Source organism: Streptomyces sp. NPDC090025 (assembly GCF_044748125.1).
GTDB lineage: Bacteria > Actinomycetota > Actinomycetes > Streptomycetales > Streptomycetaceae > Streptomyces.
In genome coordinates this window covers 35,424-58,232 of the sequence record NZ_JBIVFL010000010.1, presented here as the reverse complement: position 1 = coordinate 58,232, position 22,809 = coordinate 35,424, and the positions used below count along the sequence as shown (strand labels likewise).

Sequence of the window (22,809 nt, the reverse complement as noted above, 5' to 3'; positions counted from 1 at the left end):
CCATGCGCACCGTGAAGCTGGTCGCCGTCTCGGCGGGCCTCAGCTCGCCGTCCTCGACCCGGCTGCTCGCCGACCGGCTGCTGCAGGCCGCCCGCTACCGGCTGGCCGAGCAGGAGTACGCGGTCGACGTCGAGGTGGTCGAGCTGCGCGACCTGGCCGTCGACATCGCGAAGAACTTCGTCAGCGGCTTCCCGTCCGGGAAGCTCCAGGCGGCGATCGACGCGGTGACCGGCGCGGACGGCGTCATCGCGGTGACACCCGTCTTCACCGCCTCGTACAGCGGTCTGTTCAAGTCCTTCTTCGACCTGATCGACCCGGCGGCGCTCACCGGCACCCCGGTGCTGATCGGCGCCACCGGCGGCACCGCCCGGCACTCGCTGGTCCTGGACCACGCGCTGCGCCCGCTCTTCGGCTATCTGCGGGCGACGGTCGCGCCGACCGCCGTCTACGCGGCGTCGGAGGACTGGGGCAGCGGCGGCGACGAGTACACCGAGGGCCTGCCGGCCCGGATCGACCGGGCGGGCGCGGAGTTCGCGCTGCTGGTGGCGGCCCGGCCCGAGCGGTCGGCCGAGGTGGACGAGGTCGTGCCGTTCGAGAAGCAGTTGGCGGACCTGCGCTTCGACTGACCCGACCGGATCCGACCGGATCCGACCGGATCCGATCCACATGGCCCGATACGTGTCATCCGATCCGCGTCATCCGATCCGAATGATCGGTTTGTTACGTTTGGTACGGAGCTTCCCGGAGGCGACGCGAGCCTCCGGGGCCCGTACGACGAACGGAGGTCGGCGATGGCCGGCGGCAGGATCGTGGTGGGCGTGGACGGCTCGGCGCCGTCCCTGAAGGCACTGAAGTGGGCGGCCGGACAGGCCGCCCTGACCGGGGACTCCCTGGAGACCGTGATCAGTTGGGAGTACCCGGCCTCCTGGGCGACGCTGATGCCGGGCGTCCCGCCGGAGTTCGACCCCGAGCGGCTCGCCAAGCAGATCCTGAAGCAGGCCGTCGACCAGGCCCTCACCCCCGAGGTCGCCGCCACGGTGACCCGCACCGTCGTCGGCGGCAACGCCGCCCAGGCCCTGATCGACCAGGCCAAGGGCGCCAGCCTGCTGGTCGTCGGCGACCGCGGCTACAGCGGTTTCAAGGCGGCGGTGCTGGGCTCGGTCTCCTCGCACGTCGCCCAGCACGCGCCGTGCCCGGTCGTGGTCGTACGGGGCGAGACCGGCGACGACGAGGACGCGTAGCGCCCCGGCCGCTCCGGCTCCGGCCGCTCCAGCTCCGGTCGCTCCGGCCCCGGTCGGGCCGCCCCTCGAAATCGGCGGATTCGACGGGCGGCCCGGCAGGGCCCGGAGCATGATGGCCTTCATGGACATCAAGCTCGAACTGATCGGCGTGCCCGTCACCGACATCGACCGCGCCAAGACCTTCTACGAGCAGGTCGGTTTCCACACCGACCACGACCACCGCGTCAGCGACGACATCCGCTTCGTCCAGATGACCCCGCCCGGCTCCGCCTGCTCCATCGCCTTCGGCAAGGGCATCACCGAGATGGCGCCGGGCTCCCTGGACAACATGCAGGTCGTCGTCGCCGACATCGAGGCGGCGCACGCCGACCTCACCGGGCGGGGCGTGCCGGTGAGCGAGATCGACGACCAGCCGTGGGGGTCGTTCGTCTACTTCGCGGACCCCGACGGCAACCGCTGGGCCGTCCAGCAGACCACTCCCCGCGCCAAGTAGGGCCGAGAAGGGCCAAGTCATCCGCTGTCACTTGCGGTTGTAGAGGCGCATCGTCACCGCGCCGAACACCACCACGAACAGCGCCGACCACCCCAGCGACCAGGCGACGTCCGCCGCGGGCCAGTGCCCGGCCATCAACTCCCGTACCGCCGTGGCGAGATGGGTGACCGGGCTGTTGTTCACGAACGCCTGGAGCCAGCCCGGCATGGTCCGCGGGTCGACGAACACGTTGGACAGGAAGGTCAGCGGGAAGATCACCATCATGCTGACGCCCATGACGGACTTCTCGCTGCGCAGCAGGAGTCCGAACATGGTCCAGATCCACGAGAACGCGAACGAGAACACCAGCAGCAGCGCCACCCCGAGCAGCACCCCCGGCAGCCCGCCGTCCGGCCGGTAGCCGATGACGATGCCGACCGTGAGCATCACGGCGGAGGCGATGACGTAGCGCACGACGTCACCGAGCAGATAGCCGACCATCGGCGCGGGCCGCCAGATGGGCAGCGTCCTGAACCGGTCGAAGACGCCTTTCTCGATGTCGGTGTTGACCGAGACGCCGGTGTACATGGTGATCATCACGACGCTCATCACCAGGATGCCGGGCAGCAGGAACTGGATGTACGCCGAGACGGACCCGGCCAGCGCGCCGCCGAAGAGGTACGTGTACATCAGCACCATCATGATCGGGAACGCCGTCACGTCGAACAGCTGCTCCGGCACGTGCTTGATCTTCAGCATGGCCCGCCAGCCGAAGGTGAGGGAGGCGGAGAGCGCGCTGGGGCGCGGTGGGCGGGTGCCGCCGATCAGCAGGGCGGCCAGTTCGTCGGCGCGGGGCGCGACGAGATCGAGGGCGTCGGCGGACCGGGTGTCCTTGCCGGTGGTCACGGTGGTCATGCCGGGCCCTCCTCGGGGCGGGGGCGGTCGGTCAGCGCGAGGAAGACCTCGTCGAGGCTGGGCTGGCCGAGGGCGAAGTTGTCGACGGTGATCCCGGCCCTGGCCAGCTCGGCGAGCGCCCGCGCGGCCTGCTCGGCGGCGCCGAGGTCGCTGCCGGGGTCGGTGCCGGGGTCCGAGGAGCGGCCGGTGCCCCGCCCCGTACCGCCGCCTGACCCCGTACCGCGGCCGTCGACCGTCGCGGTCAGCGCCACCGGGTCCGCGTCCAGCTGCACGGTCGCGTTCAGGGCCCTGGCGAGCACCTGCTCGGCCGCGGCCCGCTGCCCGGGGTCCCGGAGCCGTACGTGCACCGAGCCCGAGCCCACGGACGCCTTCAGCTCGCCCTTGGTGCCCTCGGCGATGACCCTGCCGTGGTCGATCACGGCGATCCGGGAGGCCAGCTGGTCGGCCTCGTCGAGGTACTGCGTGGTCAGCAGCACGGTGGTGCCCTGGGCGACCACCGCGCGCACGATGTCCCAGACCTGGTTGCGGCTGCGCGGGTCGAGGCCGGTGGTCGGCTCGTCGAGGAACAGCAGGTCGGGGGTGTTGAGGATGGACGCGGCGATGTCGATCCTGCGCCGCATCCCGCCCGAGTAGTTCTTCACCTGCCGATCCGCCGCCTCCGCGAGCCCGAACGCGGCGAGCAGCTGCGCCGAGCGCTCCCGCGCGGCGGCCCGGCCGTGACCGAGGAGCCGGCCGAGCAGGACCAGGTTCTCGGTGCCGGTCAGGTCCTCGTCGACGGACGCGTACTGCCCCGTCAGACTGACCCGGCCGCGCACGGCGTCGGCGTCCTTCACCACGTCCTTGCCGAACACCCGGGCCCGGCCGCCGTCCGGCCGCAGCAGGGTGGCCAGCATCTTCACGGCGGTGGTCTTGCCCGCGCCGTTGGGCCCGAGGACGCCGTAGACGGCTCCGGCGGGGACGCGCAGGTCGATGCCGTCGACCGCGCGGTTGGTGCCGAACACCTTGACCAGCCCCTCGGTCTCGATGGCGAGGTCGGCGGCGCGGTGGTCGGAGGGCATGGGACGGGTCCTCCCGGCGGGCGGCGGGCGGGCGGCGGGATCGAGTCCTTGGATCCACGATCTCGGATCCAAAATCCGGGATCCGAGATCCGGGATCCGGGGTCCGGGATCGTGGATCCAAGATCGTGGATCCGAGATCGTGGATCCGAGATCGTGGATCCGAGATCCCGGATTTTGGATCCCGGATCCCGGATCCGTTGCCTTCCAGTCTCCGACGGACGGCCGCCGCCCGCCATCCCCCACATGAGTACGAACCCGCGAGGTGGCCAGCCAGGACAGCCAGGTCAGCCGGGCCGGTCGGTCAGGCCGGGTCAGTACGGCGCCGGGCGGCCGCGGGCGTCCTCGTGCGTGTAGAAGAGGTAGAACGTGGCGGCGAAGGTGCCCGCGCCGACGATCGCGCCCAGCATCGACGACGAGAACACGCTGTGGTCGGAGAGGCTGAACAGGAAGCCGGTCGCGCCGCCGGCGAGCACCGCCCAGGCACCCGCCCGCAGTTCGCGCGGCAGCGCCCGGCCACGGGTGCGCAGGGTGTGGATCGCGACCGCGAGGACGACCGCCGAGACGAGGCCGAGCCAGAGCTGGCCCCAGGAGAGCGGCCCGCCGCGGCGGGCGATGACGGGGGCGTACAGGCCGTAGGCGATGCCGATGGTGACCGGCAGACCCCAGCCGTTGGTGCTGAGCCCCCTGCGGGGACGTATCGCTGCGTGTGCGGCCATGGCACGGGCTCCTTTCCCCTCCCGTTTCCCCTCCCGGTGCGACGGTCGGCGCCGCACCATCAAGGGGACCGCCGTGCCGCACCCCCCGCAAGTGGATCAGTGCCGGACCCGGCCCCCTCACCCGTACGGCGCAACAGAAGGTTCGCGCCCGAACGGCCGATCCCACGATGAGCCCATGAGCCAGAACACCGCACCTCCCCAGCAGCCCCCGCAGTCCCCGCAGCCGCCCCGTCCGAAGCAGCCCGGCGGATCCGGCGGCTGGGCGGCCGGCGGCTCCCTGTTCGCCGGTGTCCTCATGCTGGTCACCGGTGTGATGGACGTGCTCCAGGGCATCGCGGGCATCGCCGAGGACGACGTCTACGCCCGCGTCGGCGACTACGTCTTCAAGTTCAACCTGACCACCTGGGGCTGGATCCACCTCTGCCTCGGCATCGTGGTCGCCGTCGTCGGCTACGGCATCCTCAAGGGCGCGGAATGGGGCCGGGTCTGCGGCATCGCCCTCGCGGCCCTGAACATCGTCGCGCAGTTCATGTTCCTGCCCTACCAGCCGTGGTGGGCGCTGTTCTCGATGGCCATCTCGATCTTCGTGATCTGGGCGCTGGCCGCCGACGACGCGTACGGCGAGCAGCGGTGAGGCGCCGCCCGGGGCGCCGGGCCGCGGGCGCGGCCCTGATGACGCTCGCGCTGCCGCTGACCCTCGTGCTCAGCGGTTGCGACGACGCCAAGAACAAGGCGGGCGACATCGTCTCCTCCGCCACGGCGGCGGCCGCGTCGGCCGCGCAGCAGCAGCTGGACAACATCAAGGACGGCGTCCAGGCCACCGGCGACGTGAAGGCGGGGCCGACCTCCACCGACGGCGACCGCACGGTCGCCACCGTCACGGCGACCAACCCGAAGGACAAGGCCGCCGACTACACGGTCATGGTCAACTTCCGTGACAGCGGCGGCAATCTGCTCGACTCGGTGGTCCTGAACATCGACGGCGTGGAGCCGGGCAAGTCGAAGGACGGCACCGCGCGCAGCAACCGCACGTTGTCGGGCGCGACGGAGGCGCAGGTCGCGCAGGCCGTCCGGCACTGAGCGACCGGCGCTGAGCGACCGCCACCGAGCGGCCCACGGCCCGCCCATGGCCCGGGTCCTCCCCTCGGCTCCGTCGCGTCGCGCGGCGGGCGCCGAGGGGCCACGCTTGAGGGCATGGACAACGACGAGATCCTCGAGAACATCGGCGCCCTCGTCGAGGAGGAGCGCGCGTTGCGCCAGCGCTCCGGCGGTCTCCTCGACGAGGAACGCACCCGTCTCGCCGCGGTCGAGGTCCAGCTCGACCAGTGCTGGGACCTGCTGCGCCAGCGCCGTGCGAAGAGCGAGTTCGGCGAGGACCCGGACACGGCGGCGGTCCGCCCGGCGTCGGAGGTCGAGGGCTACCGGAACTAGGGGGTGTCCGCGGGGTCCGGCGACGCGAGGCGGTCCGGGCCGCCGGACCCGGGCAGCGACCGGCCCAAGGGCCCCCGCCCCAGACCCCGAACCTAGGGTCCGCCCAGGTCACCGCCCGGATCTCCCGGCGGCGGCGCGCCCCCGGACCCGTCCCCCACCCCCGTACACCCCCGTACGTTTGACGCATGGCGAAACCCGCACCCGCACGGCTGTCCCCGCCCGCCTGGCTCACCGCCGGGCTGCGGCCCAGCTCCACCCCCGTCCCCTGGCCGGCCGTCGGACGCGCCTCGATCGCGCTCGCCGCGCCGCTCGCCGTCGGGTTCGCGGTCGGACAGCCCGCCTACGGCGCCCTGGTGTCGATGGGCGCCCTCTCCGGGGTCATCGGCGACACCGCCGACGCCTACCGGATGCGGATCTTCAACATCGCCGTCCCGCAGCTCTTCGGCGCCCTCGGCGTCACCCTCGGCACCCTCGTCTTCGGGCACGGCTGGCTCGCGGTCGGCGCCCTCACCCTGGTCGCGCTCGTCTCCGGGATGATCTCGTCGATCGGCGCGGTCGCCTCCGTCTCCGGGCTGCTGCTCCTGCTCAACGCGGTGGTCGGCGCGGGCCTGCCGATGCCCGACCCCTGGTGGAAGGCGCCGCTGCTGCTCACCGCGGGCGGCGTCGTCGTCCTGGTGCTCACCCTGCTCGGCTGGCCGTGGCGCGGCGGCCAGCCGGAACGCGCCGCCGTCGCCGGGACCTACCGGTCGATCGCCGAGCTGTACGAGGCGGCGGGCGCCGACACGTACGACGAGAAGCGGCAGCAGGTCACCGCGTCGCTGAACCAGTCCTACGACCTGGTGCTCGCCCGCCGGGCCCGGCAGCACGGCCGGGCGCCGACCCTGGTGCGGCTGCTCGCGGAGCTGAACGTGGTCATCCCGCTCCTGGAGGCCGCGCCCGCCACCCACATCGCGGCCCGGCACCTCGGGCGGCCGGTCCCGCCGGAGATCCCGGCCGCCGTGCGCGCGCTCGCCGACGCCGTGGCGCGCGACAGCGGGGCGCGCGGCGGTAGCGGAGGCAAGGGCGGGCATGGCCCCGGCGGGCCCGCGCTCGAACTGCCGCCCGCCACCCGCCCGTCGGAGAAGGCCGTCGACGCGGCGCTGCGGCACGCGGCGGGCGTGGTGCACCGCACCGAGCCCGATCCGCACAACGTCGACGACCGGCTCGGCCGCCCCGCCGCGCTGCGCGTCCGGTTCCGCCGGGCGGCCCGCGGCGTGCTGCTCTCGGAGAGCTCGTGGCGGTACGGCCTGCGGCTCGCGCTCTGCATCGGCCTCGCCCAGGCGCTCGTCTCGATCATCCCGGTGCCCCGCTCGTACTGGGTCGCGCTCACCGTCACGTTCGTCCTGAAGCCCGACTTCGGCTCGGTGTTCTCGCGCGCCGTGCTGCGCGCGCTCGGCACGGCCGCCGGGCTGATCCTGGCCGCGCCGGTGCTCGCCGCGGTGCCGCGCGGCTGGTGGGACGTGCCGGTGATGCTGGTGCTCGCGGCGCTGATCCCGGCGTTCTCGGCGAAGGGGTACGCCTTCCAGACCGCGGCCATCACCCCGGTCATCCTGCTCCTGTCCGACCTGCTCAACCACCAGGGCTTCCACCTGGTGCTGCCGCGCCTGTACGACTCGCTGATCGGCTGCGGGATCGCGCTGATCGCGGGCTATCTGCTGTGGCCGGAGTCCTGGCACACCCGGGTCGCCGACCGGCTCGCGGACGCCGTCGCCGACACCGCCGGATATCTGACCCTCGCCCTCGGCGCCCGGCCCGGCGAGCGCGCCGAGACGGCCGCCCGGCACCGGGCCCGGCGCAAGCTGTACCGGGACATGTCGGCCGTACGCTCCGAGTTCCAGCGGGCGTTGACCGAGCCGCCACCGGCCGGGGACCTGGCCGCCGCGTGGTGGCCGCTCGCCATCGCCGTCGAACGGATGGTGGACGCCACGACCGCCGCCCGGATCCGCGTCGACCACGGCGCGCCGCCACCCGAGCCGACGGAGGTGGCCGCCGTGGAGCGGCAGTTGCGGGAGCTGGCGGACGGACTGCGGGCGAGCGACGTCCTCGTGGCGGTACGGGTGGACCTCGGCGGCGACGAGGACGGGGTGCTGGCCCCGCTGCGCCAGGAGGTCCGGGCGGCGCGGGCGATCGCGACCCCGGTCCCGGTCCCGCGTCGGTGAGCCGCGCCTGTGGGTCCCGCCCGGCCCCCTAAACCTCGCCAAAGGGGCGTACGGATGCCCTTACCGGCGGTTGCGGAACCCAACCCTCCCACCGCCGTCACCCGTTCCACCGGGTGCGACTACGATGCGCACGAATTCACCGTGCTCCGTGTTGCGTACCGCGTGCTCCGCGCCCCTCCCCCGGCCACAAACGTCCCGGTGGCGCGGCCACTTCGGCACGACCACATCGGCACACACTCAGTTCCCCCGCGTCATCCCCCGCCTCCCCCGCATCTCCTGCATCTCCTGCTTCCCCCACCTCCCCCGCTCCTCCCGCCCCCGAGGACACCGCCATGCGCCCCACTTCCGGCAGAGGTCTCCAGCCGAACGCCCTCGGCACCTTCGACACCATCGTGATGGCCGTGGCCGGCAGCGCCCCCGCCTACTCGCTGGCCGCGACGACCGCCGTGCTCTTCGGCGCCGTCGGGCTGGCCGGACCGGCGTCGCTGCTCTACTGCGCGATACCCATGTTCGGCATCGTCCTGGCCTACGCCCGGCTCGGCCGGATCGACGTCAACGCGGGCGCCGGGTACTCGTGGGTGGGCCGCACCCTCCACCCGTTCCTCGGCTTCCTGTCCGGCTGGGCGCTGGTCGTCGCCGCCACGCTGTTCATGGTGGCCGGTTCGCTGCCCGCCGGATCCCTGACGCTGTCCCTGATCGACCCTGAACTCGCCGAGAACACCGCGCTGTCGTCGGTGGTGGGCGCGGGCTGGTTCCTGATGATGCTGCTCGTCGTCCTCGGCGGCGCCCGGCTCACCGTACGGGCCCAGCTCGTCATGACCGGCGTCGAACTGCTCATCCTGGTGGCCTTCGTGCTCGGCGCCGTCGCGCACCGGGGCAGCGCCACCGCCTTCGACTGGTCCTGGTTCGGGCTCTCCCAGTTCGACGGCACGGCGGGCTTCGCGTCGGGCGCGCTGATCGCCGCCTTCTACTACTGGGGCTGGGACGTCACCAGCAACCTCAGCGAGGAGACCCGCAACAGCCGGCGGACCGCCGGGATCGCCGCGTTCGTCGGCGTCGGCCTGGTGTTCCTGCTCTTCGAAGCCTTCACGGTCGCCGTGAACGTGCTGCTCAGCGCCGGGCGGATCGAGCGCGGCGGCGCGAACGTGCTCGCCGTCCTCGGCCAGGAGATCTGGCCCGGCACCGGCGGCAAACTCCTCGTCCTCGCCGTGCTGTTGTCGACGGTCGCCACCCTGGAGACCACCCTCATCCAGGTCACCCGCTCACTGTTCGCGATGGGCCGCGACCACACCCTGCCCAGCGCCCTCGGCCGGGTGCACCGCCGCTGGAACACCCCCTGGGTCGCGGTGATCACGGTCGGCGTCGCCGCGCTCGTCCTCTTCGCGGGCTCGGCGGCGGCCGGATCGGTCAGCCGGGTGCTCGCCGACGCGGTCAGCGCGATCGGCCTGCTGACCGCGTTCTACTACGCGCTGGCCGGGCTCGCCGCCGTCGTCGCGTACAAACGGCTGCTGCTGCGCTCGGTGAAGGAGTTCCTGCTCGGCGGGGTGTGGCCGCTGCTCGGCTCGGCGTTCATGCTGTGGGTGTTCGTCGAGTCGCTCGGCGAACTGTCCCCCACCGCGCGGACCATAGGGCTCGGCGGCCTGGCCGTCGGCGTGCTGCCGATGCTGATGTACTGGCGCCGGGGCAGCGCCTACTACCGCGACCAGGCCCGGCTCGACGCGGCGCGGGCGCTCGCGGCGGCGGAGCCGTTCGCGTCGCCGCACTCGCCGCGGGCGCGCCGGAAGGACGAGTCGCTGGCGACGGACTTCTGAGTCCGACGGAGCGGGCGGGTACGGGATCTCGGATCCAGGATCCAGGATCCAGGATCCAGGATCCGATGTACGGGATCCGATGTACGAGATCCGAAGTACGAGATCCGAAGTACGGGATACGGGATCCGATGTACGGGATCCAGGATCCGAGGCAACGCATCGGCGGATATACCGGTCTACCCGCACAGCCACCACCCCGCACCACGTTCTCAGGCACCACCGCTGAACCACTGCTGATCCACTGCTGGTCCACTGCCGGTCCGCCGGTGATCCCACCGGTCACCGCTGGTCACTGCTCGCGAGGGAGGCACCCGGATGGCCGCGCTGCGCCGCCGCTCGGCCCGCCAGGGCCGCTTCACCCCGGACTTCGACCCGGACTTCGGCGACCGGGCCCTCACCGAGGCACGCCACGACATGGTCATCGGCCGCTGGCAGGGCGTCCGCGACCTGTTGAAGGCGACCGGCGACGACTGGCCGCGCCGGACCCACCGGCTGCGCCTGCTCTCGCACGCGGCGGCGGGCAGTTCGACGGTCGAGGTGTGGCGGGCGGCGGAGCCCGGGAACCCGGACGCGGCCGTGCTGCGGGCGGCGACCGAGGTCGTACGGGTCTTCGACGCGGCAATCGCCGCCGGACGCGGCTCCACGATGGACCGGGCCCGGGTGGACGCGGCCGTCGACGCGTGCCTGACGGCGGCGGAGGCGGCGCCGGTCGACCCGATGCCGTGGGTGGCGCTGCTCTCGGTGGCCCGGCTCTACGAGGGCGGTGTGCCCCGCCGCCAACTGCGTCACTGGTTCGACGAGTTGCGGCACCGGGACCCGTACAACACGGAGGGGCACACCCAGGTGCTCCGCTACTGGTCGGCCCGCTGGCACGGGACGCACGGGGCGATGTACGACTTCGCGCGGGACGCGGCGGGGGTGGCGCCGCCCGGCTCGGCGCTGCCGATCCTGGTGCAGATCGCGCGGGTGGAGGAGTACCGCTATGTGGTGGACGGGGCGCTCGGCCGCGGCCCGGTCCCGGTGCGCGGCTTCGACCAGCACTGGAAGCACGAACTCGCGGTCACCGAGCTGCGCCGCACCTTCGCCCGCTGGATCGGCGGCCGCGAGCCGGGCCGCCCGGTGGCACCGGAGGAGGTGGCGGACCTCAACTACCTGGCACACGCGGCGTGTTACGCGGGTCAGGTGGAGCTGGCCCGGGAGCTCCTGACGCTGCTCGGGACGCGGGCGGCGTGGGTGCCGTGGGTGTACACGGGGGAGCCGGAGGAGCAGATCGTACGGTTCCGGGAGGGGCTGGGAGTGGGGGCGTAGCCCGTACCGGGTGGGCGGGAACGCCGCAGGGGGCGGACCGGGCCGCCCCCTGCGCGTACGACTGGTTCTTGCTCTACTCGGCTCTCGACTACAGGCCGATGTCGTCACCGTCGGTGCGCCAGACGGCGACGACGGCGGGGCGGACGATCTTGCCGGGTCCGTCGGGCCAGACCGAGGCGGGCTTCTCGACGGAGGCGCCGTCGATCTCGCCCGGGTGCTGGACGGCGACGATGACGCGACGGTCCTGGACGATCGGGCCGCAGGTCTCGGCGCCGCGCGGGACGGTCAGGAACTGCTTGAGCTCACCGCGGCGCTCGCCGCGGGTGGCGACGCCGAAGAGGCCGTCGTGCGAGCCGAGCTGGTTGCCGTCGGTGGAGATCCACAGGTTGCCGTGCGGGTCGAAGGCCACGTTGTCCGGGCAGGAGATCGGGGAGACCTTCTCCTTCGGGAAGCCCGAGAAGTAGGTGGACGGGTCGTTGGGGTCACCGGCGACCAGGAAGAGGCGCCAGGCGAAGCCGTCGGAGGCCGGGTCGTCCCAGTGCTCGGCGAGCTCCAGGATCTGGCCGTGCTTGTTGAGGTTGCGCGGGTTGGCCTCGTCGGCCGGGGCCTTGCCGGCCTTGCCGCGGTCGGTGTTGTTGGTGAGCGCGATGTAGACGCGACCGGTGCGCGGGGACGGCTCGACGTCCTCGGGGCGGTCCATCTTGGTGGCGCCGACCTTGTCACCGGCGAGGCGGGTGAAGACGTACACCTCCTCGGCGGTCATGCCGGGGACGTGCGAGACGGCGCCGGTGGCGGTGGCGGTGGCGATCGGGATCCACTGGCCGCTGCCGTCGAACTCGCCGTCGTTCGGGAGCTTGCCGGTGCCGTCGATCTCGGCGGCCGGGGAGTCGCCGGTCAGCTTGGCGACGTACAGGGTGCCCTCGTCGAGCAGGGTGAGGTTGTGGGCGTGCGCGGCGCGCGAGCCGCCCTTCTTCATCCGCTTGCTGGAGACGAACTTGTAGAAGTAGTCGAAGCGCTCGTCGTCGCCCATGTAGACGACCGGGCGGCCGTCGTCGGTCAGCCGCGGCTGGGCGGCCTCGTGCTTGAAGCGGCCGAGCGCGGTGCGCTTGCGCGGGGTGGACTCGGGGTCGTACGGGTCGAGCTCGACGACCCAGCCGAAGCGGTGGACCTCGTTGGGCTCCTGCTTGAGGTCGAAGCGCTTGTCGAAGCGCTCCCACTTGCGCTCGGTGGCGGCGGCGCCGATGCCGTAGCGCTTGTCGGTGGCGGAGGAGCCGTTGGCGAAGTACTGGTTGAAGTTCTCCTCGCCGTGGAGGGTGGTGCCCCACGGGGTGGTGCCGCCGGCGCAGTTGTTGAGCGTGCCGAGGACGGTACGGCCCGCCGGGTCGGCCGAGGTCTTCACCAGGGCGCTGCCGGCGGCCGGGCCGGTCAGCTCGAACTTGCTGGTGGCGGTGAGGCGGCGGTTCAGGTGGTGGCGGTTGACCGGGGAGAGCTTGCCGGTGCGGTGCTCCTCCTGGACCACGACGACGGACAGACCGTGCGCGGCCCAGGCGATCTCGACCTGCTCGCGGGTCGGGTTGGCCGGGTCGTACGCGCGGAACATCAGGTTCTCGTCGGTGTACTCGTGGTTGGCGACGAGGACCTGGCGGTTGTGCTCGCCGGGCAGCGGGAGCAGCGAGAGGAAGTCGTTGTTGTAACCGAACTGACCGGCCTGGGCCTTGGCGGTCTGCTTCTCGGAGTCGAAGGCCGGGGCGCCGCGGAGGATGGGCTCGCCCCAGCGGATGACGACGTTCTGGGAGTACCCGGCGGGGACGGTCACCTGGTCGGCGGTGTTGGGCGCGACGGGCGCGAAGCGCAGGCCGCGGGCACCGTCGGCCTTGGGGGTGTGGCCGTGGCCGCCCCCGTGCGAGCCGTGGGCCTCGGCGGGCTGGGCGTTGTTGAGCGCGAGGGAGGCACCGGCGGCGGACGCGACGGTGACGACGGCGGCGGCGCGGACTATCGAACGCCGGGACAGGACACCGGCGATGACGTCGCCCATGTAGTCGTTCTCGGAGGTGTTGGGGACCTCCTGGAAACAGGCGTCGCCACAGCGGTAACGGCACGTCATGGCGGAACGGCCGCCTCCGTGCGAGTGGTTGCTCAGCATCGGCAGCAGTTTGCGCACGTCGTCCTCCAGAACTTGGTTCGGTCGGCGGTGACGTTATGTGCATACATCGGCACGACGGCGGCGGGAGGGTGAACGCGCGATGAATCCCGTGCGAGGCGAGGTGCCCGGGTCGTAGGGCGGGGGCGGGGTGGCCGCTAACCTTACGTGTCCGCCCTGGCCAGGGATGAAGGACGCATATCGCCCAACTCATGCGAAGGGGTTCGCCCATGGGTATTCGGAGCTTGCTGCGCAAGGTCTTCGGCCGTGACCGCACGACCACCGCGGATCCCACCCCCCAGACGGCAGCCTCCGTCCCGGCCCAGGCGAGCGCGTCCGAGTCGGTGTCCGTGACCGGGTCCGTGCCCGAGTCCGTGGCCGTGACCGAGTCCGTGACCGTGCCCGAGTCCCGCGAGGAGGCGCCTGCGGTGGCGGTCGCCGCCTCGTCGTCGACCCCGGCACCGGTCCGGGAGACGGCGGCGGCGCGGGCGGCGGCGGACCTGGTGGCGGCGTCGTTCGACAACCCGCAGATTCCGGGGGCGCGGCGGGAGGACGGGGCGGCGTCGCCCGAGGCGGTTGAGCCGGTGGCTGAGGCAGTGGCTGAGCCGGTGGCCGAGGTGACCGCCGAGCCGGTGGCTGAGGCAGTGGTGCCGGTTGCCGCTGAGGCCGCTGAGGCGGATGCTCCGGACGCTGCTGAGCCCGTGGCAGAGGTCGAGACGGTGACCGAGGTTGCCGACGAGCCGGTGGCTGTGAGTGGCGATGCCGCCGGCGAGCCGGAGGAGGCCGCCGCCACGGGCGAGAGCGCGCCGCAGGCCGATGACTCCGAGTCGCCGGAGCCGGTTGCCGAAACCCCGGCCGAGGAGACCCCGGCGGAGCCGGAGACCATCGCCGCCGCGGGCGAGAGCGCGCCGCAGGCCGAAACGGCCGTCGAGGCCGAGCAGGACCTGACCGGCCCGGAGGCCGACACCGCCGCCGTACCGGCGGAGGAAGAGGTCGTCCCGGCCGAGGAGGCCACGACCGAGCCCGCCGCTCAGGCAGCGGAGCCCGAGGCCACCCCGGCGCAGCCGGAGCCCATCGCCGCTGCAGCAGCGGACGAGGCCCCTGCGGCAACCGAGCCCGAGCCCGCCCCGGCCCAGCCGGAAACCGCCGCCGCCCCTGAGCCGGTCACGGCCAAGGCACCCACCCCCGCCCAGCCGGAAACCGCCGCCGCCCCTGAGCCGGTCGCGGCCAAGGCACCCGCCCCGGCCCAGCCGGAGACCGCCGCCGCCACCGCCCTCCGCGAACTCAACCTCGACCCCGCCACCGCCCGCGCCACCACCTACCTCGTCATCGACCGCTCCGGCTCCATGCGCCCGTACTTCAAGGACGGCTCCGTCCAGCGCCTCGCCGAGCAGACGATGGCCCTGGCCGAGCAGCTGGCCGACCCGGGCGAGGAGGCGACCGTCACCGCCGTCTTCTTCTCCACGGACATCGACGGCACCGCCACCCTCACCAGGGCCGACCTCACGCCCACCCGCGTCGAGGAGATCAACGCGACCCTCGGGCGGCTCGGCCGGACGAACTACCACCGGGCCGTCGAGGAGGTCCTCGCGCTGCACGACAAGTCGGCGGACCCGTCCCGGCCCGCGCTCGTCGTGTTCCAGACGGACGGCGCCCCGGAGTCGAAGACGGCGGCCACGCAGGCGCTGACGGAGGCGGCCGAGCGGGCGGACCGGGAGATCCACTGGCGGTTCACGGTGTGGGGCGAGGAGGACGCGAAGGCGTTCGACTACCTCCGTAAGCTCGCGACCCCCCGTACCGCCGTGCACTTCGCGGGCCCGACGCCCGCCGGGACGCCGGACGCCGAGTTCTACCGGAGGCTGCTCGCCGGCTGGTCCCTCTGACGCGTAAGGGATCGACGTACGGAACCGGGGCGCCCCGGGGTGGGAGATCCCGCCCCGGGGCGCCCCCGGTTTAACCGTGTGAGGGGACCTCCGCCGGGCCGTTAAAATTCGCACCATGGCGGCCACTGGATCCGAGAAGCAGGGCTCGAAGGCGTTCTACGTCACGACCCCCATCTACTACGTCAACGACGCTCCTCACCTGGGCCACGCCTACACGACCGTCGCAGGCGACGTGCTCACCCGCTGGCACCGCCAGCGCGGTGAGAAGGTGTGGTACCTCACCGGCACGGACGAGCACGGTCAGAAGATCATGCGCACCGCCGAGGCGAACGGCGTGTCGCCCCAGGAGTGGTGCGACAAGCTCGTCGAGGAGGCGTGGAAGCCCCTCTGGGAGCACCTGAACATCGCGAACGACGATTTCATCCGCACCACCCAGAAGCGGCACACCGACCGCGTCCAGGAGTTCGTGCAGGACCTGTACGACAAGGGTGAGATCTACAAGGGCGGCTACGAGGGCCCGTACTGCGTGGGCTGCGAGGAGTTCAAGCTCCCCGGCGACCTCATCGAGGCGGAGGACGGCACCAAGCTGTGCGCCGTCCACAAGAAGCCGGTGGAGATCCTCAAGGAGGAGAACTACTTCTTCAAGCTGAGCGAGTACGGCCCGAAGCTGCTCGAGTTCTACGAGGCGAACCCGGGCTTCGTGCAGCCGGAGTCGGCGCGCAACGAGGTCGTGAACTTCGTCAAGCAGGGCCTTGAGGACCTGTCGATCTCGCGGTCGACGTTCGACTGGGGCATCCCGGTGCCGTGGGACGCCGAGCACGTGATCTACGTGTGGATCGACGCGCTCCTGAACTACGCGACGGCGGTCGGCTACAACGAGAACCCGGCGAAGTTCGACGAGACCTTCCCGGCGAACGTGCACCTCATCGGCAAGGACATCCTGCGCTTCCACGCGGTGATCTGGCCCGCGATGCTGATGGCACAGGGCCTGCCGGTCCCCGGCCGGGTCGCGGCCAACGGCTGGCTGATGGTCGGCGGCGAGAAGATGTCGAAGTCGAACCTGACCGGCATCAAGCCGCAGGACCTGACCTCGCACTTCGGCGTGGACGCCTACCGCTGGTACTTCCTGCGGGCGATCGCGTTCGGCAGCGACGGCTCGTTCTCGTGGGAGGACTTCTCCGCCCGCTACACCTCCGAGCTGGCCAACGACTACGGCAACCTCGCGTCGCGCGTGGCGGCGATGGTCGGCAAGTACTTCGAGGGCGCGCTGCCCGCGGCGACGGCCGACGGTGACGCCGAGAAGGCGCTGCACGAGGGTCTGGCGAAGGCGGTCGAGACGGCGGACCGGAAGATCGGCGAGGAGCTGGACTTCCAGTCCGGCATCCTGGCGATCTTCGACTTCGTGAAGCAGGTCAACGGCTACATCACGGAGCAGGAGCCGTGGAAGGTCGCGAAGGACGAGTCGGCGGAGGGCCGGGCGCGCCTCGCGACGATCCTCTACACGGCCGCCGAGTCGCTGCGCGCGGTCGCGGTCCTGCTGAACCCGATCATGCCGGAGACGTCAGAGAAGCTGTGGGAGTCCCTGGGCGCCGAGGCGTCCCTGGGCGCCCTCGCGGCGCAGCCGGTCCAGTCGGCCGGCACCTGGGGCCAGCTCCCCGAGGGCTCGACGGTGACGAAGGGCGCGGTGCTCTTCCCCCGCCTCGAGGACCCGAAGAAGGACTGACCCTGGCACCGGGTCCGCGGGACCCGGTCCCGTACGAAGGCCGCTGCCCCTGCCCGGGGCGGCGGCCTTCGCCGTACGGTCTTCCGCCGCGCGCGATGGACACTTCGCGGGCGGACCGTCACCATCCGGCCAATGTGATTGCGGTCGGGAACACTTGAGGGCGACAATCGCTCGGACACCCGTAGAGCGTGAACCCGGGGGGGCGGTGTGGCAGAGCAGCGACGTGTTTCGAGGTTGGCCGATCTCGCGGCGGCGACGTCGACCATCGCCTCGGCAGCCGCTGGCCCCGAACCCGACGCGGCCACGGCGCGGCGCGAGTTTGCGTGTTTGCTGGGTGAGTTTCGTCGTACGGCGCTGCTGGTGCCGTACGACGAGCAGGGAAGCTTGTGGACCGCGGACCAGAACGGGGTCCGATGGATCTGCGCGTTCTCCGACGAGGAGGCGCTGGCGCGGTTCGCGGCCGCTCGGGGTGAGTCCGGACGGGAGTGGACCTACCGGACGGTTCTGGGGGCACGGCTCCTCGACGTGATGGTGCCGATGCTGCCCGGTCCGGGCGGGGTGGCTCTGGACGCGGGCAGCGTGGACGGGATGGTGTTCCCGCCGGTGGCGGGCATCGTTCCGGATGGGGTGGCGGTGGATCCGGGCCCGGATCCCGGAGAAACGGGGGCGCGATGAGTGGGAGCGAGCCTGAGCTCGCGGTGCCGTCGGCGGCACTGGCGGAGATCGCGAAGGGCATCGACCTGGCGCATGCCGAGCTGAGGGAGCTCGGCATGATCGGCGAGGCGACGATGGGGCGCGGGTTCTCCGACCTGGCGCTTTCCGGTCTTGAGCTGGGGCACGCCGGGCTGACGTCGCAGTTCCAGACTTTCTGCGACCGCTGGGAATGGGGCGTGCGCTCGCTGACCTTGCGCGGGAACGGTTTCTCGCAGCGGGTCGGCCTGTCGGCCGGTTCGTTCGCGGAGCAGGAGCAGTACATCAAGAACTCGTTCAAGATCGGCGTGAACTCCCTCAACGGCAACCCACATCTGTCCGAGGACGAGGTCGAGCAGATGCGCTGGGACACGATCCGGGACCAGCACGCGTGGGACGGCGCGGACTGGAGTCGGGAGTCGTTCACCGAGGCGCACCAAGAGGTGAAGCAGACCTGGAAGAACACGACGTACGACGTCGAGGACTCGCTGCTGGACTCCATGGAGCGATCCGGTGCGCTGGATCCGAAACTGCGTGACGCGATGGACGAACAGCTCAAGGAGACACTCGAACCCGACCAGGAGACGATCCGGCAGGCCGGTCAGCCACGGTGGGGGGATAGCCGCTGATGGTCGACTGGCGGGGGTGGGGCGACAGGATCGTCGACAAGATCGATTCCGGCATCGACAAGGGCAAGGAACTCGTCGGCGAGGGCGTCGACGAGGTGACGGACCTGACCGGACAGGCGCTGGACAAAGCCGGCGCGCACGACTGGGCGGACACGGTCGAGGACTGGGGTGATGCGACCGCCTCGTCGCTCGGCGCACAGATCGGGGAGCGGCAGCTCGGACAGACCGAGGAAGCGGACGAGCTGATCCACGGCAAGCCGGAGAAGATCGCTGCCGCTGCGAAGAACCTGCGGGACTTCTCCAAGGCTTTCGACCTGGTCGGCGGTGGTATGCGAAAGCTGGACCCCGGTCACTGGAAGGGCGCCGCGGCCGACACCTTCCGGGCGAAATTCCAGACGCTGCCGACGGACTGGCTGCACGCGGCGGACGCCATGGAGAGCGCGGCCACCGCCCTGGAGTCGTACGCGAAGGCGGTCGTGAGCGCACAGGGCAAGGCTCGCGAGGCGATCGCGCTGTACGAGGAGGGCGACAAGGACTCCAAGACCGCCGCCGACGCGTACGACAAAAAGGTCGACGCCTACACCGCCGCCCGCGCCGGCGACAGTCCGCTGCCACACCCGGGAGAGTTCTCCGACCCTGGCGAGGCGAAACGACAGCGGGCGCGTGAGGTCCTCGACGATGCCCGCAAGGGCCGTGACGAGGCGGGTGAGACGGCTAAGGCGGCGGTGTCCGCCGCGCTGGCGCACGCACCGAAGGAGCCGACCGGGCTGGAGAAGGCCAGGACCGAGCTGCTGGACTACGGCGTGGGCCAGAGCATGGAGCTGGCGCACTTCGGCGGCGGCGTCGTCAAGGGCACGGCCGGCCTCGTCAACTTCGTCCGCTCGGTCAATCCGACCGACTGGTACAACCTGACCCACCCGGCGGAGTACTACAAGGGCGTCAACACGACGCTCGCCGGTCTGGTCTCCACCGTGGCCAACCCCGACCGCGCCCTGAAGAACGCATGGGACGCGGCGAAGGGCGACCCGTCCGAGTTCCTCGGCCGACTCGTCCCCGAGCTGATCGGCACGAAGGGCGCGGGCGGTCTGAAGGCCCTGACCCGGCTGAAGCACCTGGATGACGTGCCCGCGGGCACGAGGAGGCCGGCCCGCGAGGGCCAGGCCGAGGACCCGCACGGCACGGGACGCGCCTGCACGGAGCGGAAGTGCGAGAGCGACCCGGTCGACATGGCGACCGGGCGGATGGTGCTCCCGCAGACCGACATCGCGCTGCCCGGGGCCTTGCCGCTGGCCCTCACCCGTACCTTCGAGTCCGCCTATCGCGCGGGTCGCTGGTTCGGGCCCAGCTGGGCCTCGACGCTCGACCAGCGTCTGGAGGTCGACGCGGAGGGAGTACTGCTGATCTGCGAGGACGGCAGCTTTCTCGCCTTTCCGCACCCGGCTCCCGGTGTCCCGGTCCTTCCGACGCACGGCATGCGCCGCTGGGCCCTGGACCGGGATGCGGACGGTGACACGTACACGGTCACGGAGCCGGAGAGCGGCCTCGTACGCCGCTTCGCCACGGTCGGGGACGGATCGGAGGCCGTGCTCGTCCACGTCGACGACCGGAACGGCAACTGGATCGCCTTCGGCTACGACACGGCGGGCGCACCCGCTGAGGTGGTCCATCACGGCGGCTACCGGCTCCGGCTGACCACCGACGGCTCCCGGATCACCGCACTCCACCTCGATGACCAACAAGTCCGCCAGTACGGCTACACCGAAGGACAGCTGACCTCCGTCGCCGACTCGGCGGGCCGTCCGCTGTCCTTCGGCTACGACGAGCACGGCCGTATGACGTCCTGGACGGACAGCAACGGGCACCGCTACGAATCCGTCTACGACGATCGTCACCGTTGTGTGTCCCAGTCGGGCCGCGCGGGTGTCATGGCGGCCCGTTTCACCTGGGGCGACCGCGAGACGACGTACACGGACGCACTCGGCCGGACCACCCGGTACACGATCGACGACCGCGCTCGGATCACCGCCGAGACCGCCCCGGACGGCGCCGTCACACGCTTCACGCATGACTCCCGCGGCCGACTCCTGTCCCGTACGGACCCGCTCGGGCACACCACCATGAGCGCCTACGACGTGGAGGGCCGGCTCGTCTCCGTCACGCGCCCGGACGGTCGGACGACGACGGCGGAGTACGACGGACTCGGCCTGCCGGTCCGGGTGCGGCGTCCGGACGGCACCACGGTGCGGCAGACGTACGACGAGCGTGGCAACCGCACGTCGGTGACGGGCCCTTCGGGTGCCAGGACCGAGTTCACGTACGACGACCGGGGCCGGCTCACGGCCGTGGAAGACCCGCTCGGCGCGGTGACCCGGGTCCGCGGCGACGACGCCGGCCGGGTGGTCGAGATCGTCGACCCGCTCGGCGCGACGACGTCGTACGCGTACGACGCCTTCGGCCGTACGACCCTGGTCACGAACCCGCTGGGTGCGCGGATCCGGCAGGAGTGGACGCCCGAGGGGCGGCTCTCCCGCCGGACGGCCCCCGACGGCACCGTGGAGTCGTGGACGTACGACGGCGAGGGAAACCGCCTCACCCACACGGACGCTCTGGGCGCCACCACGCGCTTCGCCTACGGCGACTTCGACGTCCTCGCGAGCCGCACCGACCCGGACGGCGCGCGCTACTCCTTCGCCCACGACGCAGCGCTGCAGCTGACCGGCGTCACCGACCCGCAGGGGCTGACCTGGAGCTACGCCTACGACGCGGCGGGGCGCACGGTCTCGGAGACCGACTTCGACGGCCGGACCCTGACATACGCCCACGACGCCGCAGGCCGCCTCGTGTCCCGCACCAACGGCGCCGGGCAGACGGTCCGGATCGATCGGAACGCCCTCGGGCAGCCGCTCCGCAAGAACGCGGACGGCGTGATCACGACGTACGAGTACGACGTCTTCGACGAACTGGCCATGGCGACGAGCCCGGAGGCCACCCTGACCCGGTTGCGCGACCGGTACGGGCGCCTGCTGTCGGAGACCGTCAACGGTCGTACGGTCAGCTTCACCCATGACGCGATGGGGCGCCGTACCACCCGGACGACTCCGGGCGGGGCAGTGAGCGCATGGCGGTACGACGCGGCGGGCCGACGGGCGGAACTGACGACGTCAGGGCGGACCATGTCGTTCACACGCGACGCGATGGGTCGCGAACTGACCCGCACGGTGGATGAGTTCGCCGCCTTCGCCTCGTCGTTCGACGAGACGGGCCGGCTGACCACCCACGAGGTCACCGGCCGGGGCAGGCACCTCCAGTACCGGGCCTATCACTATCGCGCGGACGGTGGCCTGATCGGGGTCGACGACCGCCTCACCGGACCGCGCCGCTTCGATCTGGACCCGGCGGGCCGGGTGACCGCGGTGCGGGCCGACCGGTGGGAGGAGCGGTACGCGTACGACGAGAGCGGCAACCAGACGGAGGCTGTCTGGCCCGGCGCCCCGGAGGCGGCGGGCCCCCGTGCCTATACCGGGACCCGGATCACGCGGGCCGGCCGGGTCCGCTACGAGCATGACGACCAGGGCCGTGCGGTGGTGCGGCAGAAGCACCGCCTGTCCCGCAAGCCGGACACCTGGCGCTACACCTGGGACGCCGAGGACCGTCTCACGGCGCTGACCACGCCCGACGGCACGCAGTGGCGCTATGTGTACGACCCGTTGGGCCGCCGCGTCGCCAAGCACTCGGCAACGGAGTCGGTCTACTTCACCTGGGACGGCACCACCCTGTGCGAGCAGTCCACCGAGACCGTCACGCTCACCTGGGATCACGCGGGTCTGCGTCCGCTGGCTCAGACGGAACGCCGTCGCGACACCGACGAGAGTCGTTTCTTCGCGATCGTCACCGACCTGATCGGCACCCCGACCGAACTCGTCGCCGAGTCGGGCGAACTGGCCTGGCGCGCCCGCACCACCCTCTGGGGCACGACCGCCTGGACCCGCGACGCCACCGCGTACACCCCGCTCCGCTTCCCGGGCCAGTATTTCGACCCCGAATCCGGCCTCCACTACAACTACTTCCGCTACTACGACCCCGAGCCGGCCCGCTATCTCAGCCAGGACCCGTTGGGCCTGGTGCCGGCGCCGAACCCGGCGACGTACGTCAGCAATCCGCAGCGGTGGGCGGACCCACTGGGCCTGGCGCCGGACGGATGCGGGGAACGCGGCCCCTTCGATTTCAGAGGGCCGAATCCCGACTTCCCGGCCGACCAGGCTGCCGTCGACGCCATGCGCGCGGCTCCGAGGGGCGGAAACATCGACTGCTCCGAAATTGCCGAACGGGTCCTTGAGGGGTCCAGCGGGAACGGGAAGATAATAAACTTCATCATGCGCGGCAGCTCTGAAATTCGCATACCCGAGGAGATGGGGGCGAAGGTCGAGGAGTACCGCTTCCATGATGTGTACACGGACGGCAGATACGTCTACGACCCCGTCATGAGCAGTGACCCGATTCCTTACGGCGACTACGAGCGCTCCATCAGACTCTTGAACCCCGGAAAGAAGCTTCTCGTCACCGACGGCGGGTACTCTGGCCCGCTCTGGTAAGA

The 22,809-nt window shown here is 71.7% G+C and carries 18 protein-coding genes; 14 read left to right on the top strand and 4 right to left on the bottom strand.

The features are described 5' to 3' along the window. Positions 1-2: 2 nt before the first annotated feature. From ACIPXM_RS22480 to ACIPXM_RS22470, 3 genes are all read left to right on the top strand, one after another. Entirely contained in the window at positions 3-626 is a 624-nt protein-coding gene (locus ACIPXM_RS22480) for an FMN reductase (protein WP_401658056.1), read from the top strand. 165 nt (positions 627-791) lie between these two features. Beyond that, positions 792-1,241 carry a universal stress protein gene (locus tag ACIPXM_RS22475; RefSeq protein ID WP_401658054.1) on the top strand — a complete coding sequence of 150 codons (450 nt, stop codon included), beginning with the start codon at positions 792-794 and terminating at the stop codon, positions 1,239-1,241. Positions 1,242-1,362: 121 nt separating this feature from the next. Then, entirely contained in the window at positions 1,363-1,734 is a 372-nt protein-coding gene (locus tag ACIPXM_RS22470; protein ID WP_401658052.1) for a glyoxalase superfamily protein, read from the top strand. A gap of 27 nt (positions 1,735-1,761) precedes the next feature. On the opposite strand, the gene ACIPXM_RS22465 is transcribed toward ACIPXM_RS22470, so the two are convergent. The 3 genes from ACIPXM_RS22465 to ACIPXM_RS22455 form a co-directional block, all read right to left on the bottom strand. Beyond that, positions 1,762-2,628: an ABC transporter permease gene (locus ACIPXM_RS22465; RefSeq protein ID WP_401658050.1), complete on the bottom strand. Its 867-nt coding sequence runs from the start codon at positions 2,626-2,628 to the stop codon at positions 1,762-1,764. Further along, positions 2,625-3,686 (bottom strand): ATP-binding cassette domain-containing protein, encoded by a 1,062-nt coding sequence (locus ACIPXM_RS22460; protein ID WP_401658048.1) that lies wholly within the window; start codon positions 3,684-3,686, stop codon positions 2,625-2,627. Before ACIPXM_RS22460 ends, ACIPXM_RS22465 begins: the two co-directional genes overlap by 4 nt. Before the next feature lie 311 nt (positions 3,687-3,997). Continuing rightward, positions 3,998-4,402, bottom strand: a complete 405-nt coding sequence (locus tag ACIPXM_RS22455) for a hypothetical protein (protein WP_401658046.1) — start codon at positions 4,400-4,402, stop codon at positions 3,998-4,000. Positions 4,403-4,577: 175 nt separating this feature from the next. On the opposite strand from ACIPXM_RS22455, the gene ACIPXM_RS22450 reads away from it, so the two are divergent. The 6 genes from ACIPXM_RS22450 to ACIPXM_RS22425 all read left to right on the top strand — a co-directional run bounded on the left by ACIPXM_RS22450 (position 4,578) and on the right by ACIPXM_RS22425 (position 11,150). Beyond that, positions 4,578-5,036 (top strand): hypothetical protein, encoded by a 459-nt coding sequence (locus ACIPXM_RS22450; protein WP_401658044.1) that lies wholly within the window; start codon positions 4,578-4,580, stop codon positions 5,034-5,036. Then, entirely contained in the window at positions 5,033-5,482 is a 450-nt protein-coding gene (locus tag ACIPXM_RS22445) for a hypothetical protein (RefSeq protein ID WP_401658042.1), read from the top strand. Before ACIPXM_RS22450 ends, ACIPXM_RS22445 begins: the two co-directional genes overlap by 4 nt. Before the next feature lie 114 nt (positions 5,483-5,596). Beyond that, entirely contained in the window at positions 5,597-5,833 is a 237-nt protein-coding gene (locus tag ACIPXM_RS22440; protein WP_401658040.1) for a DUF2630 family protein, read from the top strand. A gap of 185 nt (positions 5,834-6,018) precedes the next feature. Next, positions 6,019-8,031 carry an FUSC family protein gene (locus ACIPXM_RS22435; protein ID WP_401658038.1) on the top strand — a complete coding sequence of 671 codons (2,013 nt, stop codon included), beginning with the start codon at positions 6,019-6,021 and terminating at the stop codon, positions 8,029-8,031. 332 nt (positions 8,032-8,363) lie between these two features. Beyond that, the gene (locus ACIPXM_RS22430; protein WP_401658036.1) at positions 8,364-9,842 is read left to right on the top strand and encodes an APC family permease; all 1,479 of its coding nucleotides are present in this window, start codon (positions 8,364-8,366) and stop codon (positions 9,840-9,842) included. A 315-nt stretch (positions 9,843-10,157) separates the two neighbouring features. Then, positions 10,158-11,150, top strand: coding sequence for a hypothetical protein (locus ACIPXM_RS22425; protein ID WP_401658034.1), 993 nt, complete (start codon positions 10,158-10,160; stop codon positions 11,148-11,150). An 88-nt stretch (positions 11,151-11,238) separates the two neighbouring features. Here the strand turns inward: ACIPXM_RS22425 and ACIPXM_RS22420 are convergent, their stop codons facing one another. Continuing rightward, positions 11,239-13,311 (bottom strand): PhoX family protein, encoded by a 2,073-nt coding sequence (locus ACIPXM_RS22420; protein ID WP_401658032.1) that lies wholly within the window; start codon positions 13,309-13,311, stop codon positions 11,239-11,241. Between the two features lie 209 nt (positions 13,312-13,520). Here ACIPXM_RS22420 and ACIPXM_RS22415 point away from each other — a divergent pair, with 209 nt between their 5' ends. The 5 genes from ACIPXM_RS22415 to ACIPXM_RS22395 all read left to right on the top strand — a co-directional run bounded on the left by ACIPXM_RS22415 (position 13,521) and on the right by ACIPXM_RS22395 (position 22,807). Next, the gene (locus ACIPXM_RS22415) at positions 13,521-15,173 is read left to right on the top strand and encodes a VWA domain-containing protein (RefSeq protein WP_401658030.1); all 1,653 of its coding nucleotides are present in this window, start codon (positions 13,521-13,523) and stop codon (positions 15,171-15,173) included. Positions 15,174-15,288: 115 nt separating this feature from the next. Then, on the top strand, positions 15,289-16,896 hold the full coding sequence (gene metG / locus ACIPXM_RS22410; RefSeq protein ID WP_401658028.1) for a methionine--tRNA ligase: 1,608 nt from the start codon (positions 15,289-15,291) through the stop codon (positions 16,894-16,896). A gap of 207 nt (positions 16,897-17,103) precedes the next feature. Then, positions 17,104-17,571 carry an SseB family protein gene (locus tag ACIPXM_RS22405; RefSeq protein ID WP_401658026.1) on the top strand — a complete coding sequence of 156 codons (468 nt, stop codon included), beginning with the start codon at positions 17,104-17,106 and terminating at the stop codon, positions 17,569-17,571. Then, positions 17,568-18,215 (top strand): hypothetical protein, encoded by a 648-nt coding sequence (locus ACIPXM_RS22400; protein WP_401658024.1) that lies wholly within the window; start codon positions 17,568-17,570, stop codon positions 18,213-18,215. Before ACIPXM_RS22405 ends, ACIPXM_RS22400 begins: the two co-directional genes overlap by 4 nt. After that, a complete protein-coding gene (locus ACIPXM_RS22395; protein ID WP_401658022.1) occupies positions 18,215-22,807 on the top strand; it encodes a putative T7SS-secreted protein in 4,593 nt (1,530 codons plus the stop codon). Before ACIPXM_RS22400 ends, ACIPXM_RS22395 begins: the two co-directional genes overlap by 1 nt. Positions 22,808-22,809 lie beyond the last annotated feature (2 nt).

What these genes read in the sequence shown, in the direction of transcription:
- ACIPXM_RS22480 (WP_401658056.1), top strand. Translation starts at nt 3, where the DNA reads ATGCGCACCGTGAAGCTGGTCGCCGTCTCGGCGGGCCTCAGCTCGCCG.
- ACIPXM_RS22475 (WP_401658054.1), top strand. Translation starts at nt 792, where the DNA reads ATGGCCGGCGGCAGGATCGTGGTGGGCGTGGACGGCTCGGCGCCGTCC.
- ACIPXM_RS22470 (WP_401658052.1), top strand. Translation starts at nt 1,363, where the DNA reads ATGGACATCAAGCTCGAACTGATCGGCGTGCCCGTCACCGACATCGAC.
- ACIPXM_RS22465 (WP_401658050.1), bottom strand. Translation starts at nt 2,628, where the DNA reads ATGACCACCGTGACCACCGGCAAGGACACCCGGTCCGCCGACGCCCTC.
- ACIPXM_RS22460 (WP_401658048.1), bottom strand. Translation starts at nt 3,686, where the DNA reads ATGCCCTCCGACCACCGCGCCGCCGACCTCGCCATCGAGACCGAGGGG.
- ACIPXM_RS22455 (WP_401658046.1), bottom strand. Translation starts at nt 4,402, where the DNA reads ATGGCCGCACACGCAGCGATACGTCCCCGCAGGGGGCTCAGCACCAAC.
- ACIPXM_RS22450 (WP_401658044.1), top strand. Translation starts at nt 4,578, where the DNA reads ATGAGCCAGAACACCGCACCTCCCCAGCAGCCCCCGCAGTCCCCGCAG.
- ACIPXM_RS22440 (WP_401658040.1), top strand. Translation starts at nt 5,597, where the DNA reads ATGGACAACGACGAGATCCTCGAGAACATCGGCGCCCTCGTCGAGGAG.
- ACIPXM_RS22435 (WP_401658038.1), top strand. Translation starts at nt 6,019, where the DNA reads ATGGCGAAACCCGCACCCGCACGGCTGTCCCCGCCCGCCTGGCTCACC.
- ACIPXM_RS22430 (WP_401658036.1), top strand. Translation starts at nt 8,364, where the DNA reads ATGCGCCCCACTTCCGGCAGAGGTCTCCAGCCGAACGCCCTCGGCACC.
- ACIPXM_RS22425 (WP_401658034.1), top strand. Translation starts at nt 10,158, where the DNA reads ATGGCCGCGCTGCGCCGCCGCTCGGCCCGCCAGGGCCGCTTCACCCCG.
- ACIPXM_RS22415 (WP_401658030.1), top strand. Translation starts at nt 13,521, where the DNA reads ATGGGTATTCGGAGCTTGCTGCGCAAGGTCTTCGGCCGTGACCGCACG.
- metG (WP_401658028.1), top strand. Translation starts at nt 15,289, where the DNA reads ATGGCGGCCACTGGATCCGAGAAGCAGGGCTCGAAGGCGTTCTACGTC.
- ACIPXM_RS22400 (WP_401658024.1), top strand. Translation starts at nt 17,568, where the DNA reads ATGAGTGGGAGCGAGCCTGAGCTCGCGGTGCCGTCGGCGGCACTGGCG.
- ACIPXM_RS22395 (WP_401658022.1), top strand. Translation starts at nt 18,215, where the DNA reads ATGGTCGACTGGCGGGGGTGGGGCGACAGGATCGTCGACAAGATCGAT.